A 22,476-nucleotide genomic window follows, 5' to 3' on the forward strand; every position below is an offset into this window, starting at 1 on the left:
GGAGAGAACGATGCGAGAAATTACCCTGTCCCAGGCCGTCAACGAAGCGCTGGCCGAAGAAATGCGCCGCGACGAGCGGGTGTTCATCATCGGTGAAGACGTGGCCGAAGCGGGCACCCCCTTCAAGGTGCTGGCCGGTCTGGTCGAGGAGTTCGGCACCGGTCGCGTGGTGGACACGCCGATCGCCGAACCCGGCTTCATGGGGATCGCCGTGGGGGCTGCCATGACCGGCACCCGGCCTGTCGTCGACCTGATGTTCGGCGATTTCATCTACCTGATCATGGACCAGCTTTGCAACCAGGCGGCCAAGACGCATTACATGTCGGGGGGCAAGCTCAACGTGCCGCTGGTCCTGCGCACCAACCTGGGCGCGACCCGCCGGTCGGCGGCGCAGCACAGCCAGTCCCTGCAGGCGCTGGTGGCGCATATTCCCGGCCTGAAGGTGGCGATGCCGTCCTCGGCCTACGAAGCCAAGGGCCTGATGAAGACCGCCATCCGCGACGACAACCCGGTGGTGATCTTCGAAGACAAGCTGATGTACCAGGACAAGGCCCCGGTGCCGGAAGAGGAATACCTGATCCCCTTCGGCGAGGCCAATATCAAGCGCGAAGGCACGGACATCACGCTGATCGGCACCTCGTCGATGGTGCAGGTCGCCGAGAAGGCCGCCGAGATCCTGGCCCGCGAAGGCATCGAGGCCGAGGTGATCGACCCCCGCACCATCGTGCCGCTGGACGAGGCGACGCTGCTGAAAAGCGTCCGCAAGACCTCGCGCGCCATCGTCATCGATGAGGGGCATCAAAGCTACGGTGTCACCGCCGAGATCGCCAGCCGGATCAACGAAAAGGCGTTCTACCATCTTGACGCGCCGGTACTGCGCATGGGGGCGATGGACGTCCCGGTGCCGTTCTCGCCCGCGCTGGAAGACGTCACCGTGCCGACACCCGAGGGTGTGGCCGAAAACGCGCGGCGGCTCATGTCAGGGGAGATGATACATGCCGCATGACGTCACGATGCCTCAGCTGGGCATGGCGCAGGATGCGGGCAAGATCGTGTCCTGGCTCAAGGCGCCGGGTGATCCGGTGGCCGAGGGCGATGCGCTTTTCGAGGTGGAAACCGACAAGGCCACGATGGAGGTCGAGGCGCAGGCGGCGGGCTTTTTGTCCGGCGTGACGGCTGCGGCGGGCGAGGATGTGCCCGTCGGGCAGGTGATTGCCCGGATCACCGAAGAGGCCGAGGACGACTCCGCTCCGCCCGAGCCCTCTGCGCCCTCTGCGCCCTCTGCGCCTCAGTCCAGCGGCGGTGACGATCTGCCCGAGGGCATAGAGGTGACCATGCCGCAACTGGGCATGGCGCAGGACAGTGGCCTGCTCGTGGCGTGGCACAAGTCCCCCGGTGACGCGGTTCAGGCCGACGATGTCCTGTTCGAGGTGGAAACCGACAAGAGCACGATGGAAGTGCCCGCCGGGGCCGATGGTTACCTGGCCGCCACCCTTGCCGAGGCGGGCGAGGATGTGCCGGTCGGCAACGCGGTCGCCGTCATTTCCGCCGAAGCGCCGTCCAACCCGGTGACCCGGTCTGCCGCGGCGGCCAAGGCCCCTGCCCCCAAGGCCGAGCCTGAGCAGGCTGAGAAACCGACAGAGCGTGAAACAAGACAAAAGCCCGCCAGCAAACCCGCACCGAAAACGGCGCCCGCGAATTCTGCCAACGGGCGCATCCTCGCGTCGCCGAAGGCGCGCAAGATGGCGCTGGACCAAGGGCTTGACCTGAACCGCCTGGTCGAGGCCGGACACCCGCAGCCCTATCACGTGGCCGATCTCGAGGTGCTGAAATCCCTGCCCACCAAGTCCGCCCAGACGAACGCGGTCCAGACCCGGCATCTGACAGCCGAGATCCCCGCCGATGGGTTTGCCGATTTCGCCCGCTGGGCCGCAGACACCGCCGGATTGTCCGATCAAAACGCCCTTCTGGCCGGTCTGGCGGCAGCCTGCCTGCCCACGGGAACCGGCACGGTGCGCGTCGAGGCGTTGGGGCAGTCACATAGCTATGCCGTGATGCCCGGCCCGCTATCCACCATCCAGCCTGCCGAACCGGACAGGCCCGCCGACCTGATCCTGCGCGATCTGCGTTTCAGCCGGATCACGTCTGTCCACCTCGGGGCCGAGCCCGCGCCTGTCCTGACCCTGGCTCGCAACGGCGACGCCTTGGCGATCACGCTGGAATGCGCAGGAGATCACCTGACCGCATCCGACGCCCTCACCCTGCTTTCCGAATTCGCAGGCCGGATGGAGCAACCGCTCCGCCACCTGCTCTAGGCCATGGAGACCCGCATGGAATTCACCGATCTCTACATCAACGGAACTTGGGTTCCGGGGGCCGACAAGGAGCGCTTCGACGTCATCAACCCTGCCACCGAACAGGTTCTGGCCTCGGTCGCATCAGCCGGGATCGCCGATGCCGATGCCGCGCTCGATGCGGCGGAAAAGGCGATGGCCGACTGGGCCGCGCGCACGCCCCGCCAAAGGTCCGAAGTCCTGCGCAAGGCGTGGGAACTGATGACCGCGCGGCTGGATGAGTTTGCGCACATGATCACGCTGGAAAACGGCAAGGCGGGCACCGATGCCAAGGGCGAGGCGACCTATGCCGCCGAATTCTTCCGCTGGTTCGCCGAGGAAGCGGTACGCGCCGACGGGCTGATCACACATGCCCCGGCCTCCGGCGCGCGCATCATGGTGCAGCACAAACCGGCCGGGCTGGCTGTTCTGGTCACGCCCTGGAACTACCCCGCCGCGATGGGCACCCGCAAGATCGCCCCGGCGCTGGCGGCTGGCTGCGGCGTGATCATCAAACCCGCCTCCGAAACGCCGCTGACCATGCTGGCGCTGATGCCGCTGCTGGAAGAAGCCGGAGTGCCGCCCGGTCTGGTCAACGTGCTGCCCTCGAAGAAGACCGGCGCGCTGGTGGACCACATGCTGCATGATCCGCGTGTTCGCGTGGTCAGCTTTACCGGCTCCACGGGTGTCGGGCGCAAGCTCTTGAAATCCGCCGCCGACCAGGTGCTGAAACCGGCGATGGAACTGGGCGGCAACGCGCCTGTGGTGGTATTCGAGGATGCCGACATGGACACCGCGATCGAAGGCACGATGCTGGCCAAGATGCGCAACCTGGGCGAGGCCTGCACGGCGGCGAACCGCATCTACGTGCATGAAGACATCGCCGAAGCCTTCACGCAGCGGCTGACCGAAAAGATGTCCGCGCTCAAGGTTGGCGACGGCACCGACCCGTCCGTCGATGTCGGCCCGCTGGTGAACGCTCAAACCCGCGAGAAGGTGGCGGAATTTGTCGCCGACGCGGTCGCCAAGGGCGCCAGGATCGAATGTGGCGGCACCACGCCCGAAGGCACAGGGTACTATTACCCGCCAACCGTCCTGTCGAACGTGCCGGAAACCGCCGACTGCGTGCATGACGAGATTTTCGGACCGGTCGCCGCGATCCAGACCTTCGCCGATCAGGAAGAGGTCATCCGGCGCGCGAACGCCACCGAGTACGGTCTTGTCGCCTATGTGTTTTCCGGCGACATGAAACGCGCCCTGCAGGTTTGTGAACGGCTCGATTACGGCATGGTCGGGCTGAACCGCGGGCTTGTCTCCGACCCGGCGGCACCGTTCGGCGGCACCAAGCAATCGGGGCTCGGGCGCGAGGGCGGGCATGAAGGCATGCTCGAATTCATGGAAACACAATACATCTCGGCAAGCTGGTGAGCGGTATGAGTGATGTCATAGCAGCCCCCTCCGTACGCGCCCTTGCGCTCAAGAAAGGCATCGACATCGACGCGCTGGCCCGCGATCTGGGCCGCACCACCATTGCGCGCGAGGATTTGGAGGCCCGAAAGCCCGCAGCAGCGGCAGCCGCGCCGGGGCCCGCCGGAGACACGTCTTACTGGGACGTCGATCACGGCCAATACGGCCCGGTGAGTGAAGAACCGATGAGCCGGTTCGCACAGGTGGCCGCGAAAAACCTGGCCGCCGCGAACAGCCTGATCCCGCAGGTGACCCATCATGACCGCGCCGATGTCAGCGCGATCGAGGCTTTGCGCAGATCGCTGAGGCCCGAGGCGCAGGCGCGCGGCGTCAAGCTGACCGCGCTGGCCTTTCATGCCAAGGCGCTGGCCCGCGCGCTGCGGGAGTTTCCCCGCTTCAACGCGTCGCTGTCTGCGGATGGCAAGACGTTGATCCTCAAGGACTACGTGCATATCGGGATTGCCGTCGACACCGCCCACGGGCTGATGGTGCCGGTGCTGCGGGATGTCGACAAGAAGGGTCTCTGGCAGATCGCCGCCGAAATCACCGATCTTGCCAGCCGCGCGCAGGCCCGCAAGGTGGCGCCGGACGAGATGGGTGGCGCGTCCATGTCGATCTCGAACCTCGGCGGTATTGGCGGCATCGGGTTCACCCCCATCGTCAACCCGCCCGAGGTGGCGATCCTGGGCCTGACGCGGACCGAAACAGTGACCGTCTGGGACGGCGACACGCCACGCCCCGTGCCGATGGTGCCGCTTGATCTGAGCTACGACCACCGGGTGATCAACGGTGCCGACGCCGCACGGTTCGTGAGTCACCTTGCCGGGTTGATCGCAGAGCCGCGCCGGATCATGATCTGATCATGGCGACCGACCTGCATATCGACCTGACCGGCAAGACCGCGCTGGTGACCGGTGCAAGCCGTGGCATCGGCGCCGCCATTGCCAAATGCCTGGCCGCGTGCGGCGCAAGAGTGATCGGGATCGGCACGGGCATCGAGGCCGATGGCACGGGGGATGGCATCCTCCCGATGAATTGCGACCTGTCGGACCGTGCGCAGATTGACGCCCTGCTGGCCCGTCTCGACGGCGATGGGCATGAGATCGACATCCTGGTCAACAATGCCGGGATCATCCGCCGGGCCGAGGCCGCGGTTCACGACACCGACGACTGGGACGCGGTGATGGCGGTGAACCTCGACGCGGTCTTCCTGCTGTGCCGCGAACTGGGCCGGCGGATGGTGGATCGCGGGTCCGGCAAGATCGTCAACGTGGCCTCGGTGCTGTCCTTCCAGGGCGGTATCCTCGTGCCGGGATATGCCGCGTCCAAAGGGGCCGTTGCGCAGCTGACCAAGGCCTTTGCCAATGAATGGGCCGCCAAGGGTGTGAACGTGAACGCCATTGCGCCGGGCTATGTCGCGACCGACAATACGTCGGCCCTGCAAGCGGACGCGGAGCGCTCTGCCGACCTGATGGTGCGCGTTCCGGCGGGGCGCTGGGGCACGCCCGACGACATCGCTTGGCCGGTCGCGTTCCTGGCCAGCGACGCGGCGGCGTTCATTCACGGAGTTGTCCTGCCGGTGGACGGGGGATGGCTGTCGCGCTGAACAGCACGGCCGGGTCTCGTTTCGGTGGTCACAAAAAGAAAACGCGTGGCTGGAGGGAAACCAACCACGCGCTTGGTACGTGCCTTCTGACCGAGGGTCAGACGTTGTTCAGGATGCGGTCCACGGTAGAGCGCACATCCTCCTTGGAACGGCCGAGCTTCTGCTGAAGCACACCTTCCATCTGTTCGCGATCGCCCTTGGCCTGTTCGATGTCGTCATCGGACAATTCGCCATAGGTTTCACGCAATTGGCCTTTGATTTCGGTCCATTTACCTTCGATCTGGTCGCGATCCATTCGGCTCTCCTTTCAGTCTGTTCAATTCGATTCGACGTCGGCGTCGTCCTCGGGAGCCTCGACATCGACGGTGGGAACGCTCACTTCGACGTCCTCTTCATCCACCTCGACATCCCCGACCTCGGTGTCGTATTCGGGCATGTTGCCGCTATCGACAGACACTTCGGGCAGCACGCCCTCTTCTGTCTGGTCGACATCGACCATGTAGACCCCGAACGCCACGGCGATTACGAGAACGATGGCCCCGATGATCGCTCCGGTTTTCATCGTGCACACTCCTTTTCAGTCAGGAAGGTAACGATGACCGCGCCGGATGGTTCCAGTGCGTCTCAGCTTTCTTCCAGTTCCCGGCTGAGCAGCGTCTCGATCTCGTCGATCGGATGATTGGTCAGCACCTTGGCGACATCGAGGATGACCTTGTCGGCCACTTCCTTGTGCATCTCGTTGCGCAATTCGCTCAGAACCGGGCGGCTTGCGACGATCACCAGGCGGTCGAACTTGCCCTGGTGCGCGTCCTTGTAAAGCTGCTCGGCCACGTCCTTGGCGAAACGCTCTTTCTCGAGCTGATGCCAGTCGGTGTCCTCGACCTTGGACCGCTGGACGCTCGGGCCGTCATTGAACCGTCCGGGCCGGTTTGCGGCCCAATCCTGCGCTTTCGGGTTGTCCTGTTCGTCCTTGTCCCGGACGACCAGGTTCATGTCCATGTCATCGCCCTTGTTCACGAGGTAGAGGGCCTTTTCGCCATCGACGATTACGACCCAGGTGTCCTGCGGCAGCCCCGGTTTATGATCCATCATCTTCGTCCTCTTTCTTGAGGTCGTCCGTCACCCGGGTTGCCCCGGCCGGGCGTTCCTTGGCGCGTTTCATTTCGTCCTTGGTGCCGACCTGCTTGGCCGGGCTGCCACCGGCCCGTCCCTGCTGGGAAACCTCTGTCTGGTCGCCCAGTACCTCTTCAGTTTCACGGCGTCCGTCTTTGGACTTGTGACGTTCAGGCATGTGAGCCCTCCTTTCTGCGTGCGTTTTCAACCTTGCGCTGCATTTCGGCTTGCAACAGGGCAAGGTTTTTCTGGTGTGACTTGAAGGCCACGTCGAACAGGTCGCCGATCAGGGGAATGCTGCCGACGAACATGTCGATGCCCGCATTCACCCCCATCCGGCCCAGCGTCCTCTTGCGTGCGCCCAGATTGTAACCTTCCCAGATCATCCAGCCCGCCGGCACCGCCGTGACGAAGTCGCCGACGCCCGGGATCAGCCCGAGGATCGAGTCCCAGCCGACGGGTATGCCGATGCCGGGAATGCGGTACTTGGAATCGAGAAGCCGTGCCACGTGTTCCATGCGCGCCATGCGCTCGGACGTGTCAGCGGCGGGCAATGATGTAGACGGCATGTACGATCCCCGGAATGTAGCCAAGAATGGTCAGCAGGATGTTGAGCCAGAAATGCTTGCCGAGCCCGACCTCCAGAAACACTCCCAGAGGTGGCAGCAAGACGGCGACGATGATGCGGACCAGGTCCATATTTTCCCTCCGTAAGTGCTTGGAGGGTCAACGTTCCATCAACTGGCGGGTTCCGTCATTTCTTCCCCTCGGGCGGCGCCGAGATTGTCGGCCTTGACCGCACCGCGGTCGCCCATCGGGCGGTCCTTGCCGACGGTGCTGTCGCGGCGTGACTGCGCCTCGAGTTCGGCATCGAGCAGCGCGCCAAGAAGCACGATGAAGGCCGACAGCCAGAGCCATGTCAAAAGCACGATGACACCGCCAAGCGCACCGAAGGTTTCATTATACGACCCGAAGGATTGCACATAGAGGCTGAACCCATAGCTGCCCGCCACCCAAAGCGCACAGGCCACCAACGCTCCCGGTGTCAGCCAGCGCCACTTGGCGGCCCGGCGGTCGGGACCCAGGCGGTACAAAAGCGCGATGCCTGCCGCGCCCAGAAGGAACAGCACCGGCCAGCGCAGAAGCAGCACCAGATCGTCGACCCAGCCGATATCGCCCACGAAGGCGGCCACAACGGGAATGATTGCGACCACTGTGATCGCCAGGATCAGGCCGATGATCATCAGGAATGTCAGAACAATGGTCAGCGCCTTCAGCTTGAAGAAGTTGCGCGTCTCGGTTTCGGCATAGATCACGTTCAGCCCGGCGATGAAATTCGCCACCGCCTTGGAGGCGGAATACAGCGCGATGGCCAGACCCAGAAGCGCGGCAAAGCTGAGGGTCGAGGCATCAGCCCCGGCCACGTCGCGCAACTGGCCCATGATGATCTGCGCAGCCGCCTCGGGCAGCATCTCGGTGATTTCGGCACTGTTCTCGACAAGCATTTCGGACTGGAGAAAGACACCCGCGAATGCAGCAGCCGCCGTGATGCCTGGAAAAAGCGACAGCAGGCCGAAAAACGCGATCCCCGCTGCGATCAGGCTCAGGTTCTGGGATGCCTGCTTGGTCCACATGCGCATCGCGACATCGAAAAGACCCTTGAGAGGAATGTGCCTCGGGCGATCGGCAGAGCGTCCACGGCTCATGAAAGAACTCCTTGCAATACCATACAGAGAGAACAGACAGCGTCGATGTCAAGTTCCGTCAGACGAGGTTCTCGGTGATGCCCGGTAGCGACAGCGCAAGCTCGGCCTTGTTGTCGGGATCGTAGGGAACAAGGAATCCGGTCCGGTTTTCGGGCAGACAGACACCGTTGCGGGCGATTGCATCGGTCCAGGATTGCTGAAGCGTCTCCGGCCGCAGTTCGGCGTCGGAAAGGTCATCGAACCACCAGTGGTTCAGCAATCTGCGGCGCAGCAGGGTCAGGCGCTCGGGCGCGGTGATGTCCACCGCCGCCTCGGTATCCCACTGCATCGAGCGTCCGTTCAGGTTTGCAGACCCGATCAGCGCATAATCATCGTCGCGCACCAGAACCTTGTTGTGCACATAGATGATCGGCGACCCCGACAAGACCGGCAGATCCTCCCGCGCTGCGAAGACTGGCCGCACCGGCGACGCGATTGTCGCCCGCTTGCCGAATGCCTCCTGGATCGTGCCGATCGCATCATTCTGCAAGCCCATTCCGAAGCGCGTATCGACGCCATCGTCGCGGTAGAACGCCAATGTCTCGGGCAAGGCGGGCAGGATCGCCAGCAGGTGCAGGTCCGGGTTCTGCGTCGCCGCTTCGGCCAGTCCGTCTGCGATCACGCTGGACCGGAGGAACTGCGTTTCGAGATGGATCAGGTGCCTGGCGGACCGGAACGCCTCGAGATGCGCGGTTTCGATCTCGTTCAGCAGCGTGCGCGGCGACAGGTACGGAAATTGCAGCCGCCTTGGCGCGGAAATGGTGCGCTTGATATGCTTGAGCGCGAGCGGCTCCGCGGTCCCGGCCACGATGTCGAGAAAGCTTTCCAGGTGGATCTTGGCTTCGGCCACTTCGGGGCCGTGGCGCAGAACCAGGTGCACGTCCGACCAGGTCTCGCCAGCAGGACGTTCGTGGTCAAGCGTGTCGAAACGGCGTTCATTGAGGTCCAGCCCCCCGATGAAGAGCGTGTCATCATCCACCACGGCGAGTTTCTGATGATGCGACACGGTGCGCAGTTCGGGCAACATCCTGCGGCTCAGAAGAACCGCCTCGCGATCAAGCTTGTCCTCGTCGCGCGCCCTGATCTTTTTCCATTTCTCCATCAGCGCGGCAGGCAGAAGCATCCCGCGGGGCAAGGCCCCGGCCCGCGCCGGATGCAGTTCGGCCTTGATCGAGACCTGCCCCGGTCGGGCCTTGGCGACCTCGCAGAGCGCCGCAGTCTGGCGGACCGTTTTCCAAGTCAGTTCGTGCAGATCTGTCGCCATGATCGGATCGAAATCGCTGACGATCAGGGTAATGCTGACGCCCCGTCCGATCACATGCGCCAACAGGTCGAACCAGTCTTCCCCGACCGACCGGCCCTCGTCGCTGCGCAGCTTCGTGGCCAGGTCGAACACGCGAAACGATCCATGAACCTCCGACCGCGCATGGAAAACGGCCCGCTCGAAAGCGGGCCACGCTTCTTCCGCCGTGATCAGGACGTCGAAATCCGGACGGTCGTCGACAAAGGACGCCTGTGCTTTCTCCACAAAAGTTGTCTCGCTTTTCCGAGGCCTGTTCCGCAGCGGGTTCAGGCGACGTTCTTTTGATTGGTCACGATGCTCGTGGTGACGATATCGGTGGCTTCCATCACCTCGTCGTCGCTCATCTGCATCAGTTCGATAAGCTGCTTGCGCGCGCGGTTCACGCGGCTCTTGATCGTGCCGACGGCGACGCCGCAGGTTTCGGCGGCTTCCTCGTAGGAAAATCCGCCCGCGCCGACAAGCACCAGCGCCTCGCGCTGTTCGGCGTTCAGTTGATCGAAGGCGTGGTTGAAGTCGCGCATTTGCAGACGGCCGTCGTGATCCGGCTTCTGCGCCAGCGACGCCGCCATTTCGCCATCCACGTCCGACACTTCGCGCCGCGCCTTGCGGTGATGCGAATAGTAGGTGTTGCGCAGGATCGTGAAGAGCCAGGCCCGCATGTTGGTGCCGGGCTGATAGGTGTCGATCTTCGACCATGCCTTCACCAGCGCGTCTTGAACCATGTCATCGGCCAGCGCGGAATTTCGGGTGAGACTCATCGCAAAGGCGCGCATCGCGCTCAGATGTTCGACAATCTCGTCTCTGGGATCGGGATGTTCAGCCATCTTGCGTCTCCGACGAGGACTTTTTTTCAGCCTCGCGCAATTTTTCGAGCAATTCGGTAAAACGGTCGGGCACTTCCTGCCCCGCCACGTCGTCATAGACGCGCTTCAGATTCGCCTCGATCGCCTGCTCAAGGCTTGTTATTTTTCGATCCTGTTTCATGTCACCCTTCAGGTCAGATTTTTGCCGATACACGCACATCAGATGGAACCTAACGCCATCTTCGGCGTTCGGTTCCAACAAAACATGAAAAAAGTGGGAGCTAACTTCATATGCCGACCGAACAAACCCAAGATCTTACGTCCAAGATCGGGGCAAATCTTCCATTTTTGCGCCGGTACGCGCGGGCTCTTACCGGTTCGCAGGTCGAGGGAGACAAATACGCGGTTGCAACCCTTGAGGCCATTCTGAGCGATACGTCCATCTTTGATCGGCAAGCCTCCTCTGACAAGGTGGCGCTTTTCAAGGTGTTTCACACGATCTGGTCCACCTCTGGCGGTGCGCTCAGCGATGGCGAAACGGGTGTCGCCGCCAAGGCGCAGGAACATCTGTCGCGACTGACGTCCGACACGCGCGAGGCGCTGCTTCTGCACACGATCGAGGAACTGACTTTCGACGAGGTCGGGACCGTGCTCGACATCAGCCCTCCCGAAGCCGAAAAGCTGGTGGACATCGCCTATACCGAGATGGCGAAATTCCTCGCGGGACGCGTGATGATCATCGAGGACGAGGCCATCATCGCGATGGATCTCGAAGCAATCGTGGCGGATATGGGCCATGCTGTCACCGGCATTGCCCGCACCGCCGACGCCGCGGTGCATCTCTACAACAGCGACACTCCGCATCTGATCATGTCCGACATCCAGCTTGCAGACGGATCGAGCGGCATCGACGCGGTAAACGACATCGTCGAGAACGATCCCGATGTTCCGGTGATCTTCATCACCGCCTTCCCCGAGCGGCTCCTGACCGGCGAAGGGCCGGAACCGGCCTTCCTGATCGCCAAACCCTATACCGAAGAGCAGGTTCGCTCTGCGGTCAGCCAGGCCATGTTCTTTTCGTCGACCGAGACGCTCAAGGCCTGACTCAAAGCAAGAAAACCGAAGCGGCATCGCTTCGGTTTTCACGATTACGATCGCACCGCCCGCACGATCAGCGTGCCGATGAACAGCACCAGGAAGATCACGAAGAGGATCTGTGCGACACCGGCCGAGGCCGATGCGATACCGCCAAAGCCGAAGACTGCCGCGATCAGGGCGATGACGAGAAATATGGCTGCCCAATAGAGCATGTGGTGTTCCTTTTCGGTCGTTTCGCTTCTGCCGTGTCAACCCCCTTTTCAAACCATTGTTCCGAGGAACTTTGCCGCTCACCGATCGTTGACAGGCAAACGAAAGGAGTCTCAATCATGGCTTATGCAGAGAATTACGTATCAACCCCGCAGGGTGGAGACGGTGCAACCGGAACCGAGCAGTCCGACAAGAAGACCCAGAGCGACAAGATGCGGGACACGGCGGCCTCCGCGCAGGAAAGCGTGAAGCAGACTGCGGAAAAGGTCCGGGCGTCAACTGCGAATGCTGTCGGGCGCGGCAGCGATCAGGCCTATGCCGTCCAGAGCGAATTCGACGACGCGGTGCGCCGCAATCCCACCTTGGCCGTCATCGGCGCTCTGGGGCTTGGCATCGCTCTTGGGCTGGCGATGAACAAGCGCGGCTGACCTGAAGGCCCAGCCCTTTCAGGGCGGCCATCACATCATTGGTCGTAAAGGGGCGCGAGATCACTCCCGCCCCTTTTGATTCGGTGAAGTCACGGGGACCGTCGATCACCAGCAACGACCTTTCGGACGTGTCCAGCGTGGACAGGAACCTTGCCGTTTCGGGCACGTGCAACGACAGGCCGAACATCAAGAGTTCAAGCGACTCCGTCGCCGAGGCCAGAACGCGTCTGGCCGCATCAAGATTTCGCGCATGGGCCACCGGGCCAAGCCCGTACCCCATCAACATCTCCGTCAGGTCGTCCGCTTCGACCATGTTGCGGGACACGATGAGCGTTTTGGGACCTGTCGACATCAAGTCTGGCATGTATATGTCCTTTGGCATGTCGGCAGAGATGTCATAATATCCACTGGTCCGCATTTAACTGTGACATAGCTGGGTGACATGACAACCGACTGCGAAAACTGCCCTCTCCGACGGCTCCCTCTCTTTGACGACATGTCAAAGGAAGAGGTGCATTTCATGACCGGTTTCAAGACCGGAGAGCTCATTGCCCAGCCCGGCACCGAAATCCTGGCCGAAGGCGCGTCGGCGTCGCAACTCTTCACCGCGCTGCATGGCATGGGCCTTCGCTACAAGCTTCTCCAGGACGGCAGCCGGCAGGTCGTGGGCTTCATACTTCCGGGCGATTTCATAGGCTTGCAGAACGGCGTCATGGGGGAAATGAAGCATTCCGTCGAAGCGACAACCCGCATGACGCTGTGCGTGTTCAACCGCTCGGAACTGTGGGACCTGTTCAGAAATCAGCCGCAAAGGGCCTTTGGTCTCACACATATCGCCGCCAGCGAGGAATTTGTGCTGGGCGAAATGCTGGCGGCGGTGGGACGGATGGAAGGGCTGACAAAGGTGGCGTGGCTGCTGAACCGGTTCTTCACCCGGCTGACCGCACTGGGCCTGAACGAAAACGACCGTGTGCCGCTGCCCTACCGTCAGCAGGATATCGCCGATGCGATGGGCCTGTCCCTCGTGCACACGAACAAGACGCTCGCGAAATTGCGCCGGGCGGGAATCGTCACATGGGCCGATGATGGCCTGACCGTGCACCGCCCCGACCAACTGGCCGAACATGCGGTGTCGGTGGGGAAAGAGATTCCGAGCCGCCCGCTGATCTGAATTCGGCCATGTCGCGAAACCTTCCGTTTCACGGGACGTTGGCCCGCAATGACACAGCATTCAATTTCGACCTCCGACACCTTCGACCTTGTCGTGATCGGCGGCGGCTCGGGTGGGTTGGCTGCCGCGAAGCGCGCCGCATCGCATGGCGCGCGGGTGGCGCTGATCGAGCGCGATGCGCTCGGCGGAACCTGCGTCAACCGCGGATGTGTGCCGAAAAAGCTGATGTGGCTCGCGGCGCGGCATCAGATCCAGTCTGCCCATCTGCATGAAATGGAAGCGACACAATTCACCCCTCTCGACTACGGGATGCTGCACAAGCGGGTGACGGACCATGTGGCGTTGCTCAAGACGATGTACGAAAAGCAACTGTCGGATGCAGGCATCCACCTGTTTCGGGGCACCGCCGAGGTGTACGGACCGGACGACATCCGCGTCGGTGACGCGAAACTGTCCGCCGGAAAGCTGCTTCTGGCGACCGGAGCGCGGCCAAAACGGCTGCCTATCGAGGGTGTCGAGCTCGCCTGTGTGAGCGATGACGTGTTTCACTGGAACACGCTGCCAAAAAGCCTCGTGGTCATCGGCGGCGGCTATATCGGGTGCGAATTCGCCACGATTTTCAATGCCTTCGGGGTCGAGGTCACGCTGCTGAACAACACCGACCGCCTTTTGGCTCAGTTCGCGCATTGTGCCGGCGCGATGGCGCAGACCCATCTCGAATCGCAGAATGTGAACACGGTCCTCGGGATTCGGCCGGAACGGATCGTGCAGCAGGATCATGGCCTTGCCGTTCACCTGTCCGACGGCGCGGTGCTAGAGGCCGAAAAGGTGCTCTTGGCCACCGGACGTCAGCCCAATGTCGACAAGCTCGGTCCGGTCTGCGCCCGTTTCGAGACCGCCAAGAGCGGCGCGCTGACGGTCGATTCGAAGTTTCGGACCTCGGTCCCGAACATTCATTCCATAGGCGATTCCGCCGATCGCATCCCGCTCACCCCCGTGGCGACACGCGACGGCGAAACCTTTGCAGAGCAGCATTTCGGCTCCGGTGCAGACCCGATCGACCTGACCAAGGTCGCATCGACCGCCTTTGTCTATCCGCCCGTGGCACAGGTCGGAACGGTTCCGGCGGATGCCGATCTGATCCAGGGCCGGAACCTTGGCGGCGACGTGACCTTTCCACGGGACCGCATCTGTGCCGGACATTCCCTGCATTACGACGAGGACGGCGCGCTGAGCGGCGTGGCGCTTGTGCATGAAAGCGCCCCCGAGATCATCGCCGTGTTCGGCGGCCTGATCCACACCCCCGGCAGCCAACCGTTGCTGACCGCTGCGACAGGCATTCATCCAAGCTTTGCCGAGGAACTCCTGGGGCGATGACGCGTTCATCCGTCAAGCAAGGAGTTCACAATGTCAGAGACCCTGAATCACTCGGCACAGGATCGCGTTCAAACCCTGTTTGATACGCTGGTCGACGTGTGTGAAGGATACGAGGTGCTGATCGACCGCGCCGAGCCGTCCATTCGGACGCTCATCAAGGACGTGGCCGACCAGCACACCAAGGATATCGCCGAAATCGAAACCGTCGCACGGTCCAACGGGACCGACCTTGACCGCTCCGGCACGCTCATGAGCGAGGTGCACAAGGCAGCGGTCAAGATGCGCGACCTGTTTTCCGATCTCGATCAGGATGTGCTCAAGGCCGTCGGCGACGGCGAGAAAAGCGTCCTGTCCACCTATGACAGCGCGCTCGAACAGGTGCCGGACTCGCACGATCTGCATGGCGTCCTGAGGACCCAGCGGCAGGAATTGCGCGGCAAGGTCACGGCCCTGTTCGAAGCGGCTTAACCAGAACCAACGGAGGGCAACATGGCCAATACCGATAACACACTCGAAACCGCCAAGGAGCGGGCCAGCGAAATGGCCGCCGATGCGCGCGATACCGCGACCGCATCTGCAAAGGAAGAAGCCGAGAAGGCGCGTGCTCAGGCCGTCGACGAGGCCGATGACGCCGCCAGCGCCGCCCACGCGGCGGAGCGCGAATTCGACGACGATTCGCTTCAGGCTGCCGCGCTGCGGCAGATCGGGGCGCAGATCAGCGGCATCGCCGATCAACTGCGGGACAAGCCCGTGGATGCGATGGTCGACGATGTCGCCCTCTTTGCCCGCCGCAACCCGCTGCTGTTTCTGGGGGGTGCCGCCATCGCCGGCTTTGCCGCCGCCCGGTTCCTGAAATCCGGCAATGGGTCAAGTGGCCGGTCGCATAGCGTGTCCGACGACCCCTGGGCCGGCCATCTTTCAGACGCGGAGCGGTACCAGTGACACAACCAACCGACCAGAGTACCGATTGGCGCCGGCTTATCGGCGATACGATCGACGAGGCGCGCGCCCTGGTGCGCGCTGAAATCCAGCTTGCCAAGCAAGAGCTGTCGGAAAACGCAGCCCGCGCCGGTGGTGGCGTGGTGCTTTTCGTGATCGCAGCGCTTCTGGGCTTTGCCGGTTTCAATGCCTTGGCCGTCGCCGCCGTGCTTGGCGTGATGGCGCTTGGCGTGGCGTCGCACTGGGCGGCGCTGATCGTGGCGGCGGGTTTCCTTGTCGTGGCGCTCGTCTTCCTGCTGATCGGCAAGTCGCGCCTGTCGGCCAAGGGGCTGACGCCCAACCGCACGATCAACCAGATCAAGTCCGACGTTAATGCCGTAAAGGAGATGACACGTGCCTAATGCCGACCAACTGGAACGCAGTGCAGAGTCGCACCGGGCCCACCTGACGGACCACCTCAGCGCGCTGGCTGCGGCCATCAACCCCGAGGCGCGCGCCAAGAACGCCGTCGGCCAGACATCCGACCTGACACAGACGATCGCCAAGGCCGCGCTTGACGGGGCCAAGCGAAATCCGTCCGGGCTGGCCATGATCGGCATGGGCGCGGCCCTCATCGCGCTGAGCGCAAATCACAAAGATACAGAAAAGGAGGCAACATTGACCTCGTATGACAATATGGGCGGTCACGACGACCGCATCGCCCGCGCGGATGCCAGGATGCAGGCGCGCAGCCGGGCCATGACCGGGCGCTTTGCCCAGACCGAATCCGCCTCGAGCCTGCGCAAGTCGCTGGACAAGGGGCTTGACCGGCTTCCGCCCGAAGCCCGCGCGCGGGTGACCGAAGCCCGCCTCAAGGTGATCGAAGCCCAGGAAGCGGCCGAACGGCACGCCCGCAAGGCGTCGGCACAGGCGCAGGACGCGCACCAGTCGCAGCCGTTCGTGACCGGTGCCATCGTCGCCGGGCTGGGCGCGCTGGTTGGCGCGTTGCTTCCCTCGACCAGGGCCGAAGCCGAGATGATGGGCGCCACGCGGGACAAGATGATGCGCGACGCCGAAGCCGTGATGCGCGAGGAGCTTGGCAAGCTCGAGCGCCAGGGCAAGGCAGCCGTGGAAAGCGGTCTCGAGGAAGCACGATCCGAATTCTCTGAAGCCCGTCAGTCCGCCTGATGCACAACAGAACCAATTTGGCCCAAGTGCAGACATTCTGCCTTGGGCTTTTGGCGTTGGTCGCCGTCGCTGTCGCGCTCAAGCTCGGCAAGGGAATCCTTGCGCCGGTCACGCTTGCGCTGGTTGTCGGCATCGTCGCCGCACCGGGCATGCGCCTTCTGGCGCGCCTGGGCATTCCGCGTGCGGTCAGCGCCAGCATCAGCCTGCTTTTCGTGGCGGGGTTCACGATCCTGCTGATTGCCGGGCTCGGCCCCATCGCCATGGACCTGGTCGGCCAGGTTCCCCGGATCGAAGACGAGGTGCGCAGGTTCGCCACCGAATTGAGCCGCGCTGTCCGGGGGCTCGAGGGCGTCCAGTTCGAAATCCAGCGTACGCTGGCCGAGGAAGGCGAGGCGGTCGAAGAGGCGATGCCGAACGTGCTCGATGCGCTCTGGGCGGCGCCGAATTTTGCCGCGCAATTGCTCACCTTCGCCGGCACGTTCTTTTTCTTCTCGTTGACGCAGAACGAGATATACGCCGCCTTCAAGAGCCACGCCAATTCGCTGCGCCAGGCCGACCGCGCCGTGTCGCATTATTTCCTGACGGTCACCGCGATCAATGCCGTGCTCGGCGTGGCCGTCTTTGCCGCGATGACGGCCATTGGCGTGCCCAATGCCGTGCTCTGGGGCGCTGCGGCCTTCGTGCTGAATTTCATCCTCTATCTCGGCCCGGTCATGCTGATCGTGGCCTTCGCGGTGGTGGGATTCACGGAATTCAACGGAGCTTACGCCCTGGTGCCGCCGCTCGCCTATATCGCGCTGAACATGACCGAGGCGCAGTTCGTGACGCCCACGCTGGTCGGTCAGCAGCTCGAACTGAATCCGCTGGTGGTCTTTCTGTCGATCATTTTCGGGTTATGGCTTTGGGGGCCAATCGGCGGGATCGTCGCATTGCCGATCCTTGTCTGGATCGCCGCGTACCTTGCACATGCGCCGCTCTTCGAGTCTGATCGCGATCAGGACCCCGCGCTGACACAGGCCTGACATGACAGACATCACTTTTTGCTTTCCTCCGTTGCCCGTCACGGACAACGCGGCGGGTCACGAACGCCTCACCGGGATCGAGATCGAATTCGCGGGCCCGACCGAACTGGAGACAGGCACCCTGATTGCGCAAAGGTTCGGCGGCACCGCGACAGATGACGGCCATCATTGCGTGACGGTCAGCGGCACCAGGTTCGGCGACATCGAGGTCGAGCTTGATATCGGGCTGCGCAAGCGCCACGATCTGCCCTTCCTCAAGGAGGGCCTGGACGCGTTTCGGGGCCTGATCCCGGTCGAGGTCGTGACACCGCCGCTCAGCCGTGCCCAGGTCGAGGACTTCAACACGATCTGTGCCGACCTGCGCCACATCGGGGCACTGGGGTCGCGCACCGGGGTTCTTCTTGGCTTCGGCGTCCATCTCAACCCCGAGGTGGTCGCGCCGGATGACCCGTTCACGCTCGACACGATCACCGCGTATGCCCTGCTTGAACCGTGGTTGCGCCGCAAAGAGCGGATCGACACCACCCGCCGCATGATGCCGTTTGTCGGGGCATGGCCCCGCGGCCTGATTTCCGACCTCGTCAACGCGCGCTACACCACGCTGGCCGACGTGATGCATATCGCCGCGCGCCACATCCACAGCCGCAACCAGAGCCTTGACCTGTTGCCACTGTTCAAACATGCGGAGCCGAAGCTTTTCGACGACCTGTTCGACATCCGCGACAAGACCGCGGCCCGGCCGACCTTTCATTTCCGCCTGCCCGACAGCCGCATCGACGAAGCAGGCTGGTCCTTGCTGCAACCCTGGGAGCTCTGGCGGCAGGTTGAACTGGTGGCGGCGCATCCGCGCGTGCTGGATGCCCTGCGCGACGCCTGGAACATTCACGCGGCGGCGTGGCTGGAACTGAAGTCGGATTGGGTCGACACGATAGACACCGTCCTTGACATGCACGACGCAAAGGTCACGCCATGAGCCGTCCACGCATCGCCGTCACGACCTCGGCCCGCACCGGCTGGCGGGTCTATCCGCTGATCAACCTCAACATCTGGATCACCGGCGGCCGCGGCGTGCGCTGGGGGGTCGGCAGGATTGCCGACCTGCAAGACGTCGACGGGCTGATCATCGGCGGCGGCGACGATATCGGGCCGGAACTCTATGGCGGGACACTGGGCATCTCGGCGCGGCTCGATCCCGAGCGGGACGAGCTGGAACGCAGCCTTGCCGAAGCAGCGCTCGAGCGGAACATCCCGGTCCTGGGGATCTGCCGTGGGTCGCAGATGCTCAACGTCGCCTTGGGCGGCACGCTCGATCAGGACGCCTGGGGCACCTACGGGCGCGACCGCAAGATCAAGACGATCCTGCCGAAACGCGAAATCCGTGTCGAGGAAGCCACGCATCTTTCGCTCATCAGCGGCCAAGCCCCGATGAAGGTCAATGCGCTGCACACCCAGGCCGTGCACCGTCTGGGCAAGGGCCTTCGCGTCTCGGCCCGCGATGCCGGTGGCATGATCCAGGCCGTGGAACGTGTGCGCGACCCGTTCGCTCTTGGCGTGCAATGGCATCCCGAGCACCTGTTCTATGCCCACCGCCAACGCGCCATCTTCCGCGCCCTGGTCGCCGCCGCGGGCGCCTATCAAACAGAACGCAACCAGACCTCGGCAATGCGCAGCGAACTGGCCCGACCCTAGCCCGCGGTCTTCGGCAGCACGTCCGGCACCTCCTGCCCGTGAATGCCGGTCACAAGCCCGGTGGACCGCGCACATAACAACGACCCGACGATGGCAAGCATATTCGCCGTGACCGCGGCCAGCAGGATGCCGAGATAATCGAACATCCACATGCCGATCCAGGCAAGCGGCACGTAGAGGATGAAGATCCGCGTCAGGCTCAGGCCAAGCGAATAGGCCGCCTTGGAGCGTGCGTTCATCGCGGCATTGGTGATCACGACGATCCCGTAGCCCATGATGCTCCAGCTCACGATCCGCAGGTATTGCGCGGTATAGCCCAGCGCCTCTGGACTGTCGGTGAAGAACCCGGCGATCTGATCGGCGAAAATCGTGACACCGGTCGCAAGCAACAGGCCGTAGGCCACGCAGAAGAACCACGCCTGCTTGAGCGCCAGCCGGGCGCGGTCCTGCAGGGCGGCGCCGAAATTCTGCCCGACAACCGGACCGATCCCCGCCGACAGTGCAAAGAGCGCCACCAGCATCACGGATTGGACCCGGGTCGCAGCCCCGAACCCGGCAACTGCCGCCTCTCCCAGCGTCGCCACCGCGGCGGTGACAAGCGCCATGCCCGCCGGGTTGATCGCGTTCGACATCGAGGCCGGCAGCCCGACGGCGATCACGTCGCGGAACGAATAGAGGATCCCGTAAAACGGTTTGCCGCAGGTCGTCAGAAGCCCCGAATACCACGCGTACCACAGCGCGGTCGCGGCACCGATGCCGCGTCCGATGGCGGTGGCGAGGGCGGCGCCTTCGGTGCCCATTTGCGGAACAGGCCCCCAGCCGAAGATCAGCACCGGATTGATGGCGATGTTGATCGCCGCCGCCCAGACCATGATCACTGCCGATGTGGCGCCGTCACCATGCGCCCGGAACACCGCGTTTGCGACCATCATCGCAACCAGGAACGGAAACGAGAGCGACCAGAACGGCACGTAGAGCTGTGTCTCCGCAAGCGCCGCGTCCTGCGCGCCCATCCAGCCGAACAGGGTTGGTGCGACCGCCACGAAGCCCAGCGCGACCAGCGCCGCCAGGAAAACCCCCAGCGCCAGCGAATGCAGCGCCAGCCGCACCGGGGTATCCGGATCCTCGTTCTCGCGTCCAATGGCCTGTGACACGACGGCGTTGGTTCCGGCCGACAGGCCGATCGACAACGAGGTCAGCGCCGTCGTGACCGGGTAGATGAACCCGACCGCCGCCAGCGGCGCCTGCCCCAGCTGACCGAGAAAATACGCATCCGCCAGGCCGACGCTCAGGACGGCGAGGATCCCGAAGGTCATCGGCGTCGAAACCTGCGCCAGCGCCCTCCAGACCGGTCCTTTCGTCAAATCGGCGCGCGCCATCGGCAGTTCCCCCCTAGAAAACGCGAGGGCCAGAAACGGCCCCCCTTCGGCGTGCAACGCAGCATCAACTTCGGCGGTTCCGTGGATTTTCTGGAACTTCCCCTCGCCGCACCGCGTTTTGACATTGAACTGCGAATACAGGAGGCACTTCATGTCCGCTCCGGAAACAAATGTGGAAAAACAACGCAAACGCCACCGCCCCGCGCTCTGGGGAATGATGATCGGCGGCATCTTTGCGGCGATCATCTTTTTGGCCTATCTCGCGAACCTGGCGGTTCGCGGCAACGAACCCGGCGAAGATACCAGCGCGGTCGAGCCCGGCATCGAGGCTGAAGAGGTCGAGCCCGGCACCGAGGCCGAAGAGTAGGCGCATGCCACAGCAGGACGCTCCGGCACTCAAGGACGAAAAGACCTATCAGGCGCTGCGCGACGACGGCTACAGCAAAGAGGCCGCCGCGCGCATCTCCAATGCCAAGGCAAACGAGTCCATGCACCCGTCGAAAAAGGGTGGCACATCCCCGTCCTACGAGGACTGGACCAAGGAAGATCTGTACGACCGGGCACAAGAGCTTGGCATCGAGGGTCGGTCCGACATGACCAAAGCCGAGCGCGTCTCGGCATTGCGGAACCGCTGACCATGGCACACTCCGAAGGCGACAGGGTCGCTTGGAATTGGGGCAACGGCACGGGCACTGGAAAGGTGGCCAAGGTCTATACCCGGAAAACCACGGTCAAGATCAATGGGTCGGACATCACCCGCAACGCCAGCAAGGACTGCCCGGCCTACCTGATCAGACAGGAAGACGGAGATGAGGTCCTGAAAAGCGAAACGGAAATCAGCGCCGCGTGACGCGGTGAAAGGAGACTGCGATGGGAATCGAGATCACAGGGATCGGGGGTCTGATCCTCCTTGTTCTCAACATCTGGGCGCTTGTGTCGATCGTCGGGTCGAACAATTCGACAGGATCGAAGGTGCTCTGGTGCCTGCTTGTCCTGATCCTGCCGCTTGTCGGCTTCATCATCTGGCTGATCGCCGGTCCGAGATCCGCATCGGCCCAAGTCTGAGATACATAGAAAGCCCCGCTTTGTAGCGGGTTTTTCTATACATCCCAAGATTTTATGGTGAGACCTGAATGCTCTCGATGTATTCGAGAAGCGCCACCAGCTTGCGCGGCGTTGGCGTCATCACGCCATCACCGGTGTCCAGCGGGACCAGGTCGCCTTCCAGCAGGGCACCGAATTCCGGCATGTCGGGTCCGGCCATGTCGGATTTTGCATAACCGTCGATGGTCGACAGGGTTCTCACCCGGGGAAAATCACCGTCATTGCGCAGCGCAATCCGCGTCAGGTCCGGCGGAGCCGGTTGCATGGCCCGCGCCATCGCGCCGTTGCCCTTGGCATCCGCACCATGACAGATCGCACAATTCTCCATGAAAAGCGCCCGGCCATCACTGGCCTCGGGCATCTCGTTGGGAACGCAGGCCGCGACCAGACCCGCGGCGAGGACCGCGGTGGTCAGGCTGAATTTTTCTGCGCGCATTCTTTTGGCCTCCTTGCTCGATGGGGCGAGAGTGCCTGTGTTTGCGCCCTCGCGCAACCACGCTCGCGGTCGCGCGCGGCAGGGGC

At 63.2% G+C, this 22,476-nt stretch carries 34 protein-coding genes; 20 read left to right on the forward strand and 14 right to left on the reverse strand.

Translation table 11 applies throughout. The features are described 5' to 3' along the window. Positions 1–10: 10 nt before the first annotated feature. The 5 genes from LCF60_RS12615 to LCF60_RS12635 are packed head-to-tail and all read left to right on the forward strand — an operon-like array spanning position 11 to position 5,406. Entirely contained in the window at positions 11–1,006 is a 996-nt protein-coding gene (locus LCF60_RS12615) for an alpha-ketoacid dehydrogenase subunit beta (RefSeq protein WP_292292193.1), read from the forward strand. Further along, positions 996–2,315: a biotin/lipoyl-containing protein gene (locus LCF60_RS12620; RefSeq protein WP_292292194.1), complete on the forward strand. Its 1,320-nt coding sequence runs from the start codon at positions 996–998 to the stop codon at positions 2,313–2,315. The genes LCF60_RS12615 and LCF60_RS12620 overlap by 11 nt, the downstream gene beginning before the upstream one ends. A gap of 15 nt (positions 2,316–2,330) precedes the next feature. After that, the gene (locus tag LCF60_RS12625; protein ID WP_292292195.1) at positions 2,331–3,761 is read left to right on the forward strand and encodes an NAD-dependent succinate-semialdehyde dehydrogenase; all 1,431 of its coding nucleotides are present in this window, start codon (positions 2,331–2,333) and stop codon (positions 3,759–3,761) included. Positions 3,762–3,766: 5 nt separating this feature from the next. Beyond that, entirely contained in the window at positions 3,767–4,660 is an 894-nt protein-coding gene (locus LCF60_RS12630) for a 2-oxo acid dehydrogenase subunit E2 (RefSeq protein ID WP_292292196.1), read from the forward strand. 2 nt (positions 4,661–4,662) lie between these two features. Continuing rightward, complete coding sequence (locus tag LCF60_RS12635; protein WP_292292197.1) at positions 4,663–5,406, forward strand: SDR family oxidoreductase; 744 nt, start codon at positions 4,663–4,665, stop codon at positions 5,404–5,406. A gap of 97 nt (positions 5,407–5,503) precedes the next feature. On the opposite strand, the gene LCF60_RS12640 is transcribed toward LCF60_RS12635, so the two are convergent. The 10 genes from LCF60_RS12640 to LCF60_RS12685 form a co-directional block, all read right to left on the reverse strand. After that, positions 5,504–5,701, reverse strand: a complete 198-nt coding sequence (locus LCF60_RS12640) for a CsbD family protein (RefSeq protein WP_292292198.1) — start codon at positions 5,699–5,701, stop codon at positions 5,504–5,506. Between the two features lie 21 nt (positions 5,702–5,722). Then, positions 5,723–5,968: a hypothetical protein gene (locus tag LCF60_RS12645; protein WP_292292199.1), complete on the reverse strand. Its 246-nt coding sequence runs from the start codon at positions 5,966–5,968 to the stop codon at positions 5,723–5,725. A 62-nt stretch (positions 5,969–6,030) separates the two neighbouring features. Further along, positions 6,031–6,498: a host attachment family protein gene (locus LCF60_RS12650; RefSeq protein ID WP_292292200.1), complete on the reverse strand. Its 468-nt coding sequence runs from the start codon at positions 6,496–6,498 to the stop codon at positions 6,031–6,033. Beyond that, on the reverse strand, positions 6,485–6,697 hold the full coding sequence (locus LCF60_RS12655; RefSeq protein WP_292292201.1) for a hypothetical protein: 213 nt from the start codon (positions 6,695–6,697) through the stop codon (positions 6,485–6,487). Before LCF60_RS12655 ends, LCF60_RS12650 begins: the two co-directional genes overlap by 14 nt. Next, positions 6,690–7,088: a DUF4112 domain-containing protein gene (locus tag LCF60_RS12660; RefSeq protein ID WP_292292202.1), complete on the reverse strand. Its 399-nt coding sequence runs from the start codon at positions 7,086–7,088 to the stop codon at positions 6,690–6,692. The genes LCF60_RS12655 and LCF60_RS12660 overlap by 8 nt, the downstream gene beginning before the upstream one ends. After that, positions 7,060–7,218: a YqaE/Pmp3 family membrane protein gene (locus LCF60_RS12665; protein WP_292292203.1), complete on the reverse strand. Its 159-nt coding sequence runs from the start codon at positions 7,216–7,218 to the stop codon at positions 7,060–7,062. The genes LCF60_RS12660 and LCF60_RS12665 overlap by 29 nt, the downstream gene beginning before the upstream one ends. A 38-nt stretch (positions 7,219–7,256) precedes the next feature. Beyond that, positions 7,257–8,225, reverse strand: coding sequence for a YihY/virulence factor BrkB family protein (locus LCF60_RS12670; protein WP_292292204.1), 969 nt, complete (start codon positions 8,223–8,225; stop codon positions 7,257–7,259). A 58-nt stretch (positions 8,226–8,283) separates the two neighbouring features. Continuing rightward, on the reverse strand, positions 8,284–9,792 hold the full coding sequence (locus LCF60_RS12675; RefSeq protein ID WP_292292205.1) for a phospholipase D-like domain-containing protein: 1,509 nt from the start codon (positions 9,790–9,792) through the stop codon (positions 8,284–8,286). A gap of 41 nt (positions 9,793–9,833) precedes the next feature. Then, positions 9,834–10,391 (reverse strand): RNA polymerase sigma factor, encoded by a 558-nt coding sequence (locus LCF60_RS12680; protein WP_292292206.1) that lies wholly within the window; start codon positions 10,389–10,391, stop codon positions 9,834–9,836. Next, positions 10,384–10,551: a NepR family anti-sigma factor gene (locus LCF60_RS12685; RefSeq protein WP_292292207.1), complete on the reverse strand. Its 168-nt coding sequence runs from the start codon at positions 10,549–10,551 to the stop codon at positions 10,384–10,386. Before LCF60_RS12685 ends, LCF60_RS12680 begins: the two co-directional genes overlap by 8 nt. Positions 10,552–10,661: 110 nt before the next feature. On the opposite strand from LCF60_RS12685, the gene LCF60_RS12690 reads away from it, so the two are divergent. Further along, complete coding sequence (locus LCF60_RS12690) at positions 10,662–11,474, forward strand: response regulator (RefSeq protein WP_292292208.1); 813 nt, start codon at positions 10,662–10,664, stop codon at positions 11,472–11,474. Between the two features lie 44 nt (positions 11,475–11,518). Here LCF60_RS12690 and LCF60_RS12695 read toward each other — a convergent pair whose 3' ends face one another. Beyond that, entirely contained in the window at positions 11,519–11,680 is a 162-nt protein-coding gene (locus LCF60_RS12695) for a DUF1328 domain-containing protein (RefSeq protein WP_292292209.1), read from the reverse strand. A 117-nt stretch (positions 11,681–11,797) separates the two neighbouring features. Here LCF60_RS12695 and LCF60_RS12700 point away from each other — a divergent pair, with 117 nt between their 5' ends. Continuing rightward, entirely contained in the window at positions 11,798–12,106 is a 309-nt protein-coding gene (locus LCF60_RS12700; protein WP_292292210.1) for a hypothetical protein, read from the forward strand. On the opposite strand, the gene LCF60_RS12705 is transcribed toward LCF60_RS12700, so the two are convergent. Continuing rightward, positions 12,048–12,470, reverse strand: coding sequence for a hypothetical protein (locus LCF60_RS12705; protein ID WP_292292212.1), 423 nt, complete (start codon positions 12,468–12,470; stop codon positions 12,048–12,050). The genes LCF60_RS12700 and LCF60_RS12705 overlap by 59 nt on opposite strands. Before the next feature lie 156 nt (positions 12,471–12,626). On the opposite strand from LCF60_RS12705, the gene LCF60_RS12710 reads away from it, so the two are divergent. Genes LCF60_RS12710 through LCF60_RS12750 form a run of 9 tightly spaced genes read left to right on the forward strand, consistent with a single transcriptional unit; the run spans position 12,627 to position 19,471 of the window. Continuing rightward, positions 12,627–13,277, forward strand: coding sequence for a Crp/Fnr family transcriptional regulator (locus LCF60_RS12710; RefSeq protein WP_363318411.1), 651 nt, complete (start codon positions 12,627–12,629; stop codon positions 13,275–13,277). Positions 13,278–13,325: 48 nt separating this feature from the next. After that, on the forward strand, positions 13,326–14,654 hold the full coding sequence (locus LCF60_RS12715; protein WP_292292214.1) for an NAD(P)/FAD-dependent oxidoreductase: 1,329 nt from the start codon (positions 13,326–13,328) through the stop codon (positions 14,652–14,654). 30 nt (positions 14,655–14,684) lie between these two features. Continuing rightward, complete coding sequence (locus LCF60_RS12720) at positions 14,685–15,122, forward strand: DUF2383 domain-containing protein (RefSeq protein ID WP_292292215.1); 438 nt, start codon at positions 14,685–14,687, stop codon at positions 15,120–15,122. 21 nt (positions 15,123–15,143) lie between these two features. Then, positions 15,144–15,596 carry a hypothetical protein gene (locus LCF60_RS12725; protein WP_292292216.1) on the forward strand — a complete coding sequence of 151 codons (453 nt, stop codon included), beginning with the start codon at positions 15,144–15,146 and terminating at the stop codon, positions 15,594–15,596. Further along, positions 15,593–15,994, forward strand: a complete 402-nt coding sequence (locus tag LCF60_RS12730; protein WP_292292217.1) for a phage holin family protein — start codon at positions 15,593–15,595, stop codon at positions 15,992–15,994. The genes LCF60_RS12725 and LCF60_RS12730 overlap by 4 nt, the downstream gene beginning before the upstream one ends. Beyond that, positions 15,987–16,760, forward strand: a complete 774-nt coding sequence (locus tag LCF60_RS12735) for a DUF3618 domain-containing protein (RefSeq protein ID WP_292292218.1) — start codon at positions 15,987–15,989, stop codon at positions 16,758–16,760. The genes LCF60_RS12730 and LCF60_RS12735 overlap by 8 nt, the downstream gene beginning before the upstream one ends. After that, on the forward strand, positions 16,760–17,782 hold the full coding sequence (locus tag LCF60_RS12740; RefSeq protein ID WP_292292219.1) for an AI-2E family transporter: 1,023 nt from the start codon (positions 16,760–16,762) through the stop codon (positions 17,780–17,782). Before LCF60_RS12735 ends, LCF60_RS12740 begins: the two co-directional genes overlap by 1 nt. Position 17,783: 1 nt before the next feature. Further along, on the forward strand, positions 17,784–18,755 hold the full coding sequence (locus LCF60_RS12745) for an amidoligase family protein (RefSeq protein ID WP_292292220.1): 972 nt from the start codon (positions 17,784–17,786) through the stop codon (positions 18,753–18,755). Further along, positions 18,752–19,471 carry a gamma-glutamyl-gamma-aminobutyrate hydrolase family protein gene (locus LCF60_RS12750; RefSeq protein ID WP_292292221.1) on the forward strand — a complete coding sequence of 240 codons (720 nt, stop codon included), beginning with the start codon at positions 18,752–18,754 and terminating at the stop codon, positions 19,469–19,471. Before LCF60_RS12745 ends, LCF60_RS12750 begins: the two co-directional genes overlap by 4 nt. Here LCF60_RS12750 and LCF60_RS12755 read toward each other — a convergent pair. Beyond that, complete coding sequence (locus tag LCF60_RS12755; RefSeq protein ID WP_363318412.1) at positions 19,468–21,003, reverse strand: MATE family efflux transporter; 1,536 nt, start codon at positions 21,001–21,003, stop codon at positions 19,468–19,470. The two genes, LCF60_RS12750 and LCF60_RS12755, sit on opposite strands and share 4 nt — an antisense overlap. Here LCF60_RS12755 and LCF60_RS12760 point away from each other — a divergent pair. Genes LCF60_RS12760 through LCF60_RS12775 form a run of 4 tightly spaced genes read left to right on the forward strand, consistent with a single transcriptional unit; the run spans position 21,002 to position 21,915 of the window. Further along, the gene (locus LCF60_RS12760; protein WP_292292222.1) at positions 21,002–21,217 is read left to right on the forward strand and encodes a hypothetical protein; all 216 of its coding nucleotides are present in this window, start codon (positions 21,002–21,004) and stop codon (positions 21,215–21,217) included. The genes LCF60_RS12755 and LCF60_RS12760 overlap by 2 nt on opposite strands. A 4-nt stretch (positions 21,218–21,221) precedes the next feature. Next, positions 21,222–21,485 (forward strand): Rho termination factor, encoded by a 264-nt coding sequence (locus tag LCF60_RS12765; protein WP_292292224.1) that lies wholly within the window; start codon positions 21,222–21,224, stop codon positions 21,483–21,485. A gap of 2 nt (positions 21,486–21,487) precedes the next feature. Then, positions 21,488–21,700, forward strand: a complete 213-nt coding sequence (locus tag LCF60_RS12770) for a DUF2945 domain-containing protein (RefSeq protein WP_292292226.1) — start codon at positions 21,488–21,490, stop codon at positions 21,698–21,700. 20 nt (positions 21,701–21,720) lie between these two features. Continuing rightward, a complete protein-coding gene (locus tag LCF60_RS12775) occupies positions 21,721–21,915 on the forward strand; it encodes a PLD nuclease N-terminal domain-containing protein (RefSeq protein ID WP_292292227.1) in 195 nt (64 codons plus the stop codon). Between the two features lie 52 nt (positions 21,916–21,967). Here the strand turns inward: LCF60_RS12775 and LCF60_RS12780 are convergent, their stop codons facing one another. After that, positions 21,968–22,390, reverse strand: coding sequence for a cytochrome c (locus tag LCF60_RS12780; RefSeq protein ID WP_292292229.1), 423 nt, complete (start codon positions 22,388–22,390; stop codon positions 21,968–21,970). Positions 22,391–22,476: the final 86 nt, after the last annotated feature.

It is taken from the genome of Marivita sp., assembly GCF_020055635.1.
Classification (GTDB): Bacteria; Pseudomonadota; Alphaproteobacteria; order Rhodobacterales; family Rhodobacteraceae; genus Marivita.

Coding starts and splice junctions, on each gene's coding strand:
- LCF60_RS12615 (WP_292292193.1), top strand. CDS start 11: ATGCGAGAAATTACCCTGTCCCAGGCCGTCAACGAAGCGCTGGCCGAA.
- LCF60_RS12620 (WP_292292194.1), top strand. CDS start 996: ATGCCGCATGACGTCACGATGCCTCAGCTGGGCATGGCGCAGGATGCG.
- LCF60_RS12625 (WP_292292195.1), top strand. CDS start 2,331: ATGGAATTCACCGATCTCTACATCAACGGAACTTGGGTTCCGGGGGCC.
- LCF60_RS12630 (WP_292292196.1), top strand. CDS start 3,767: ATGAGTGATGTCATAGCAGCCCCCTCCGTACGCGCCCTTGCGCTCAAG.
- LCF60_RS12635 (WP_292292197.1), top strand. CDS start 4,663: ATGGCGACCGACCTGCATATCGACCTGACCGGCAAGACCGCGCTGGTG.
- LCF60_RS12640 (WP_292292198.1), bottom strand. CDS start 5,701: ATGGATCGCGACCAGATCGAAGGTAAATGGACCGAAATCAAAGGCCAA.
- LCF60_RS12645 (WP_292292199.1), bottom strand. CDS start 5,968: ATGAAAACCGGAGCGATCATCGGGGCCATCGTTCTCGTAATCGCCGTG.
- LCF60_RS12650 (WP_292292200.1), bottom strand. CDS start 6,498: ATGATGGATCATAAACCGGGGCTGCCGCAGGACACCTGGGTCGTAATC.
- LCF60_RS12655 (WP_292292201.1), bottom strand. CDS start 6,697: ATGCCTGAACGTCACAAGTCCAAAGACGGACGCCGTGAAACTGAAGAG.
- LCF60_RS12660 (WP_292292202.1), bottom strand. CDS start 7,088: ATGCCGTCTACATCATTGCCCGCCGCTGACACGTCCGAGCGCATGGCG.
- LCF60_RS12665 (WP_292292203.1), bottom strand. CDS start 7,218: ATGGACCTGGTCCGCATCATCGTCGCCGTCTTGCTGCCACCTCTGGGA.
- LCF60_RS12670 (WP_292292204.1), bottom strand. CDS start 8,225: ATGAGCCGTGGACGCTCTGCCGATCGCCCGAGGCACATTCCTCTCAAG.
- LCF60_RS12680 (WP_292292206.1), bottom strand. CDS start 10,391: ATGGCTGAACATCCCGATCCCAGAGACGAGATTGTCGAACATCTGAGC.
- LCF60_RS12685 (WP_292292207.1), bottom strand. CDS start 10,551: ATGAAACAGGATCGAAAAATAACAAGCCTTGAGCAGGCGATCGAGGCG.
- LCF60_RS12690 (WP_292292208.1), top strand. CDS start 10,662: ATGCCGACCGAACAAACCCAAGATCTTACGTCCAAGATCGGGGCAAAT.
- LCF60_RS12695 (WP_292292209.1), bottom strand. CDS start 11,680: ATGCTCTATTGGGCAGCCATATTTCTCGTCATCGCCCTGATCGCGGCA.
- LCF60_RS12700 (WP_292292210.1), top strand. CDS start 11,798: ATGGCTTATGCAGAGAATTACGTATCAACCCCGCAGGGTGGAGACGGT.
- LCF60_RS12705 (WP_292292212.1), bottom strand. CDS start 12,470: ATGCCAGACTTGATGTCGACAGGTCCCAAAACGCTCATCGTGTCCCGC.
- LCF60_RS12710 (WP_363318411.1), top strand. CDS start 12,627: ATGACCGGTTTCAAGACCGGAGAGCTCATTGCCCAGCCCGGCACCGAA.
- LCF60_RS12715 (WP_292292214.1), top strand. CDS start 13,326: ATGACACAGCATTCAATTTCGACCTCCGACACCTTCGACCTTGTCGTG.
- LCF60_RS12720 (WP_292292215.1), top strand. CDS start 14,685: ATGTCAGAGACCCTGAATCACTCGGCACAGGATCGCGTTCAAACCCTG.
- LCF60_RS12725 (WP_292292216.1), top strand. CDS start 15,144: ATGGCCAATACCGATAACACACTCGAAACCGCCAAGGAGCGGGCCAGC.
- LCF60_RS12740 (WP_292292219.1), top strand. CDS start 16,760: ATGCACAACAGAACCAATTTGGCCCAAGTGCAGACATTCTGCCTTGGG.
- LCF60_RS12745 (WP_292292220.1), top strand. CDS start 17,784: ATGACAGACATCACTTTTTGCTTTCCTCCGTTGCCCGTCACGGACAAC.
- LCF60_RS12750 (WP_292292221.1), top strand. CDS start 18,752: ATGAGCCGTCCACGCATCGCCGTCACGACCTCGGCCCGCACCGGCTGG.
- LCF60_RS12760 (WP_292292222.1), top strand. CDS start 21,002: ATGTCCGCTCCGGAAACAAATGTGGAAAAACAACGCAAACGCCACCGC.
- LCF60_RS12755 (WP_363318412.1), bottom strand. CDS start 21,003: ATGAAGTGCCTCCTGTATTCGCAGTTCAATGTCAAAACGCGGTGCGGC.
- LCF60_RS12765 (WP_292292224.1), top strand. CDS start 21,222: ATGCCACAGCAGGACGCTCCGGCACTCAAGGACGAAAAGACCTATCAG.
- LCF60_RS12770 (WP_292292226.1), top strand. CDS start 21,488: ATGGCACACTCCGAAGGCGACAGGGTCGCTTGGAATTGGGGCAACGGC.
- LCF60_RS12775 (WP_292292227.1), top strand. CDS start 21,721: ATGGGAATCGAGATCACAGGGATCGGGGGTCTGATCCTCCTTGTTCTC.
- LCF60_RS12780 (WP_292292229.1), bottom strand. CDS start 22,390: ATGCGCGCAGAAAAATTCAGCCTGACCACCGCGGTCCTCGCCGCGGGT.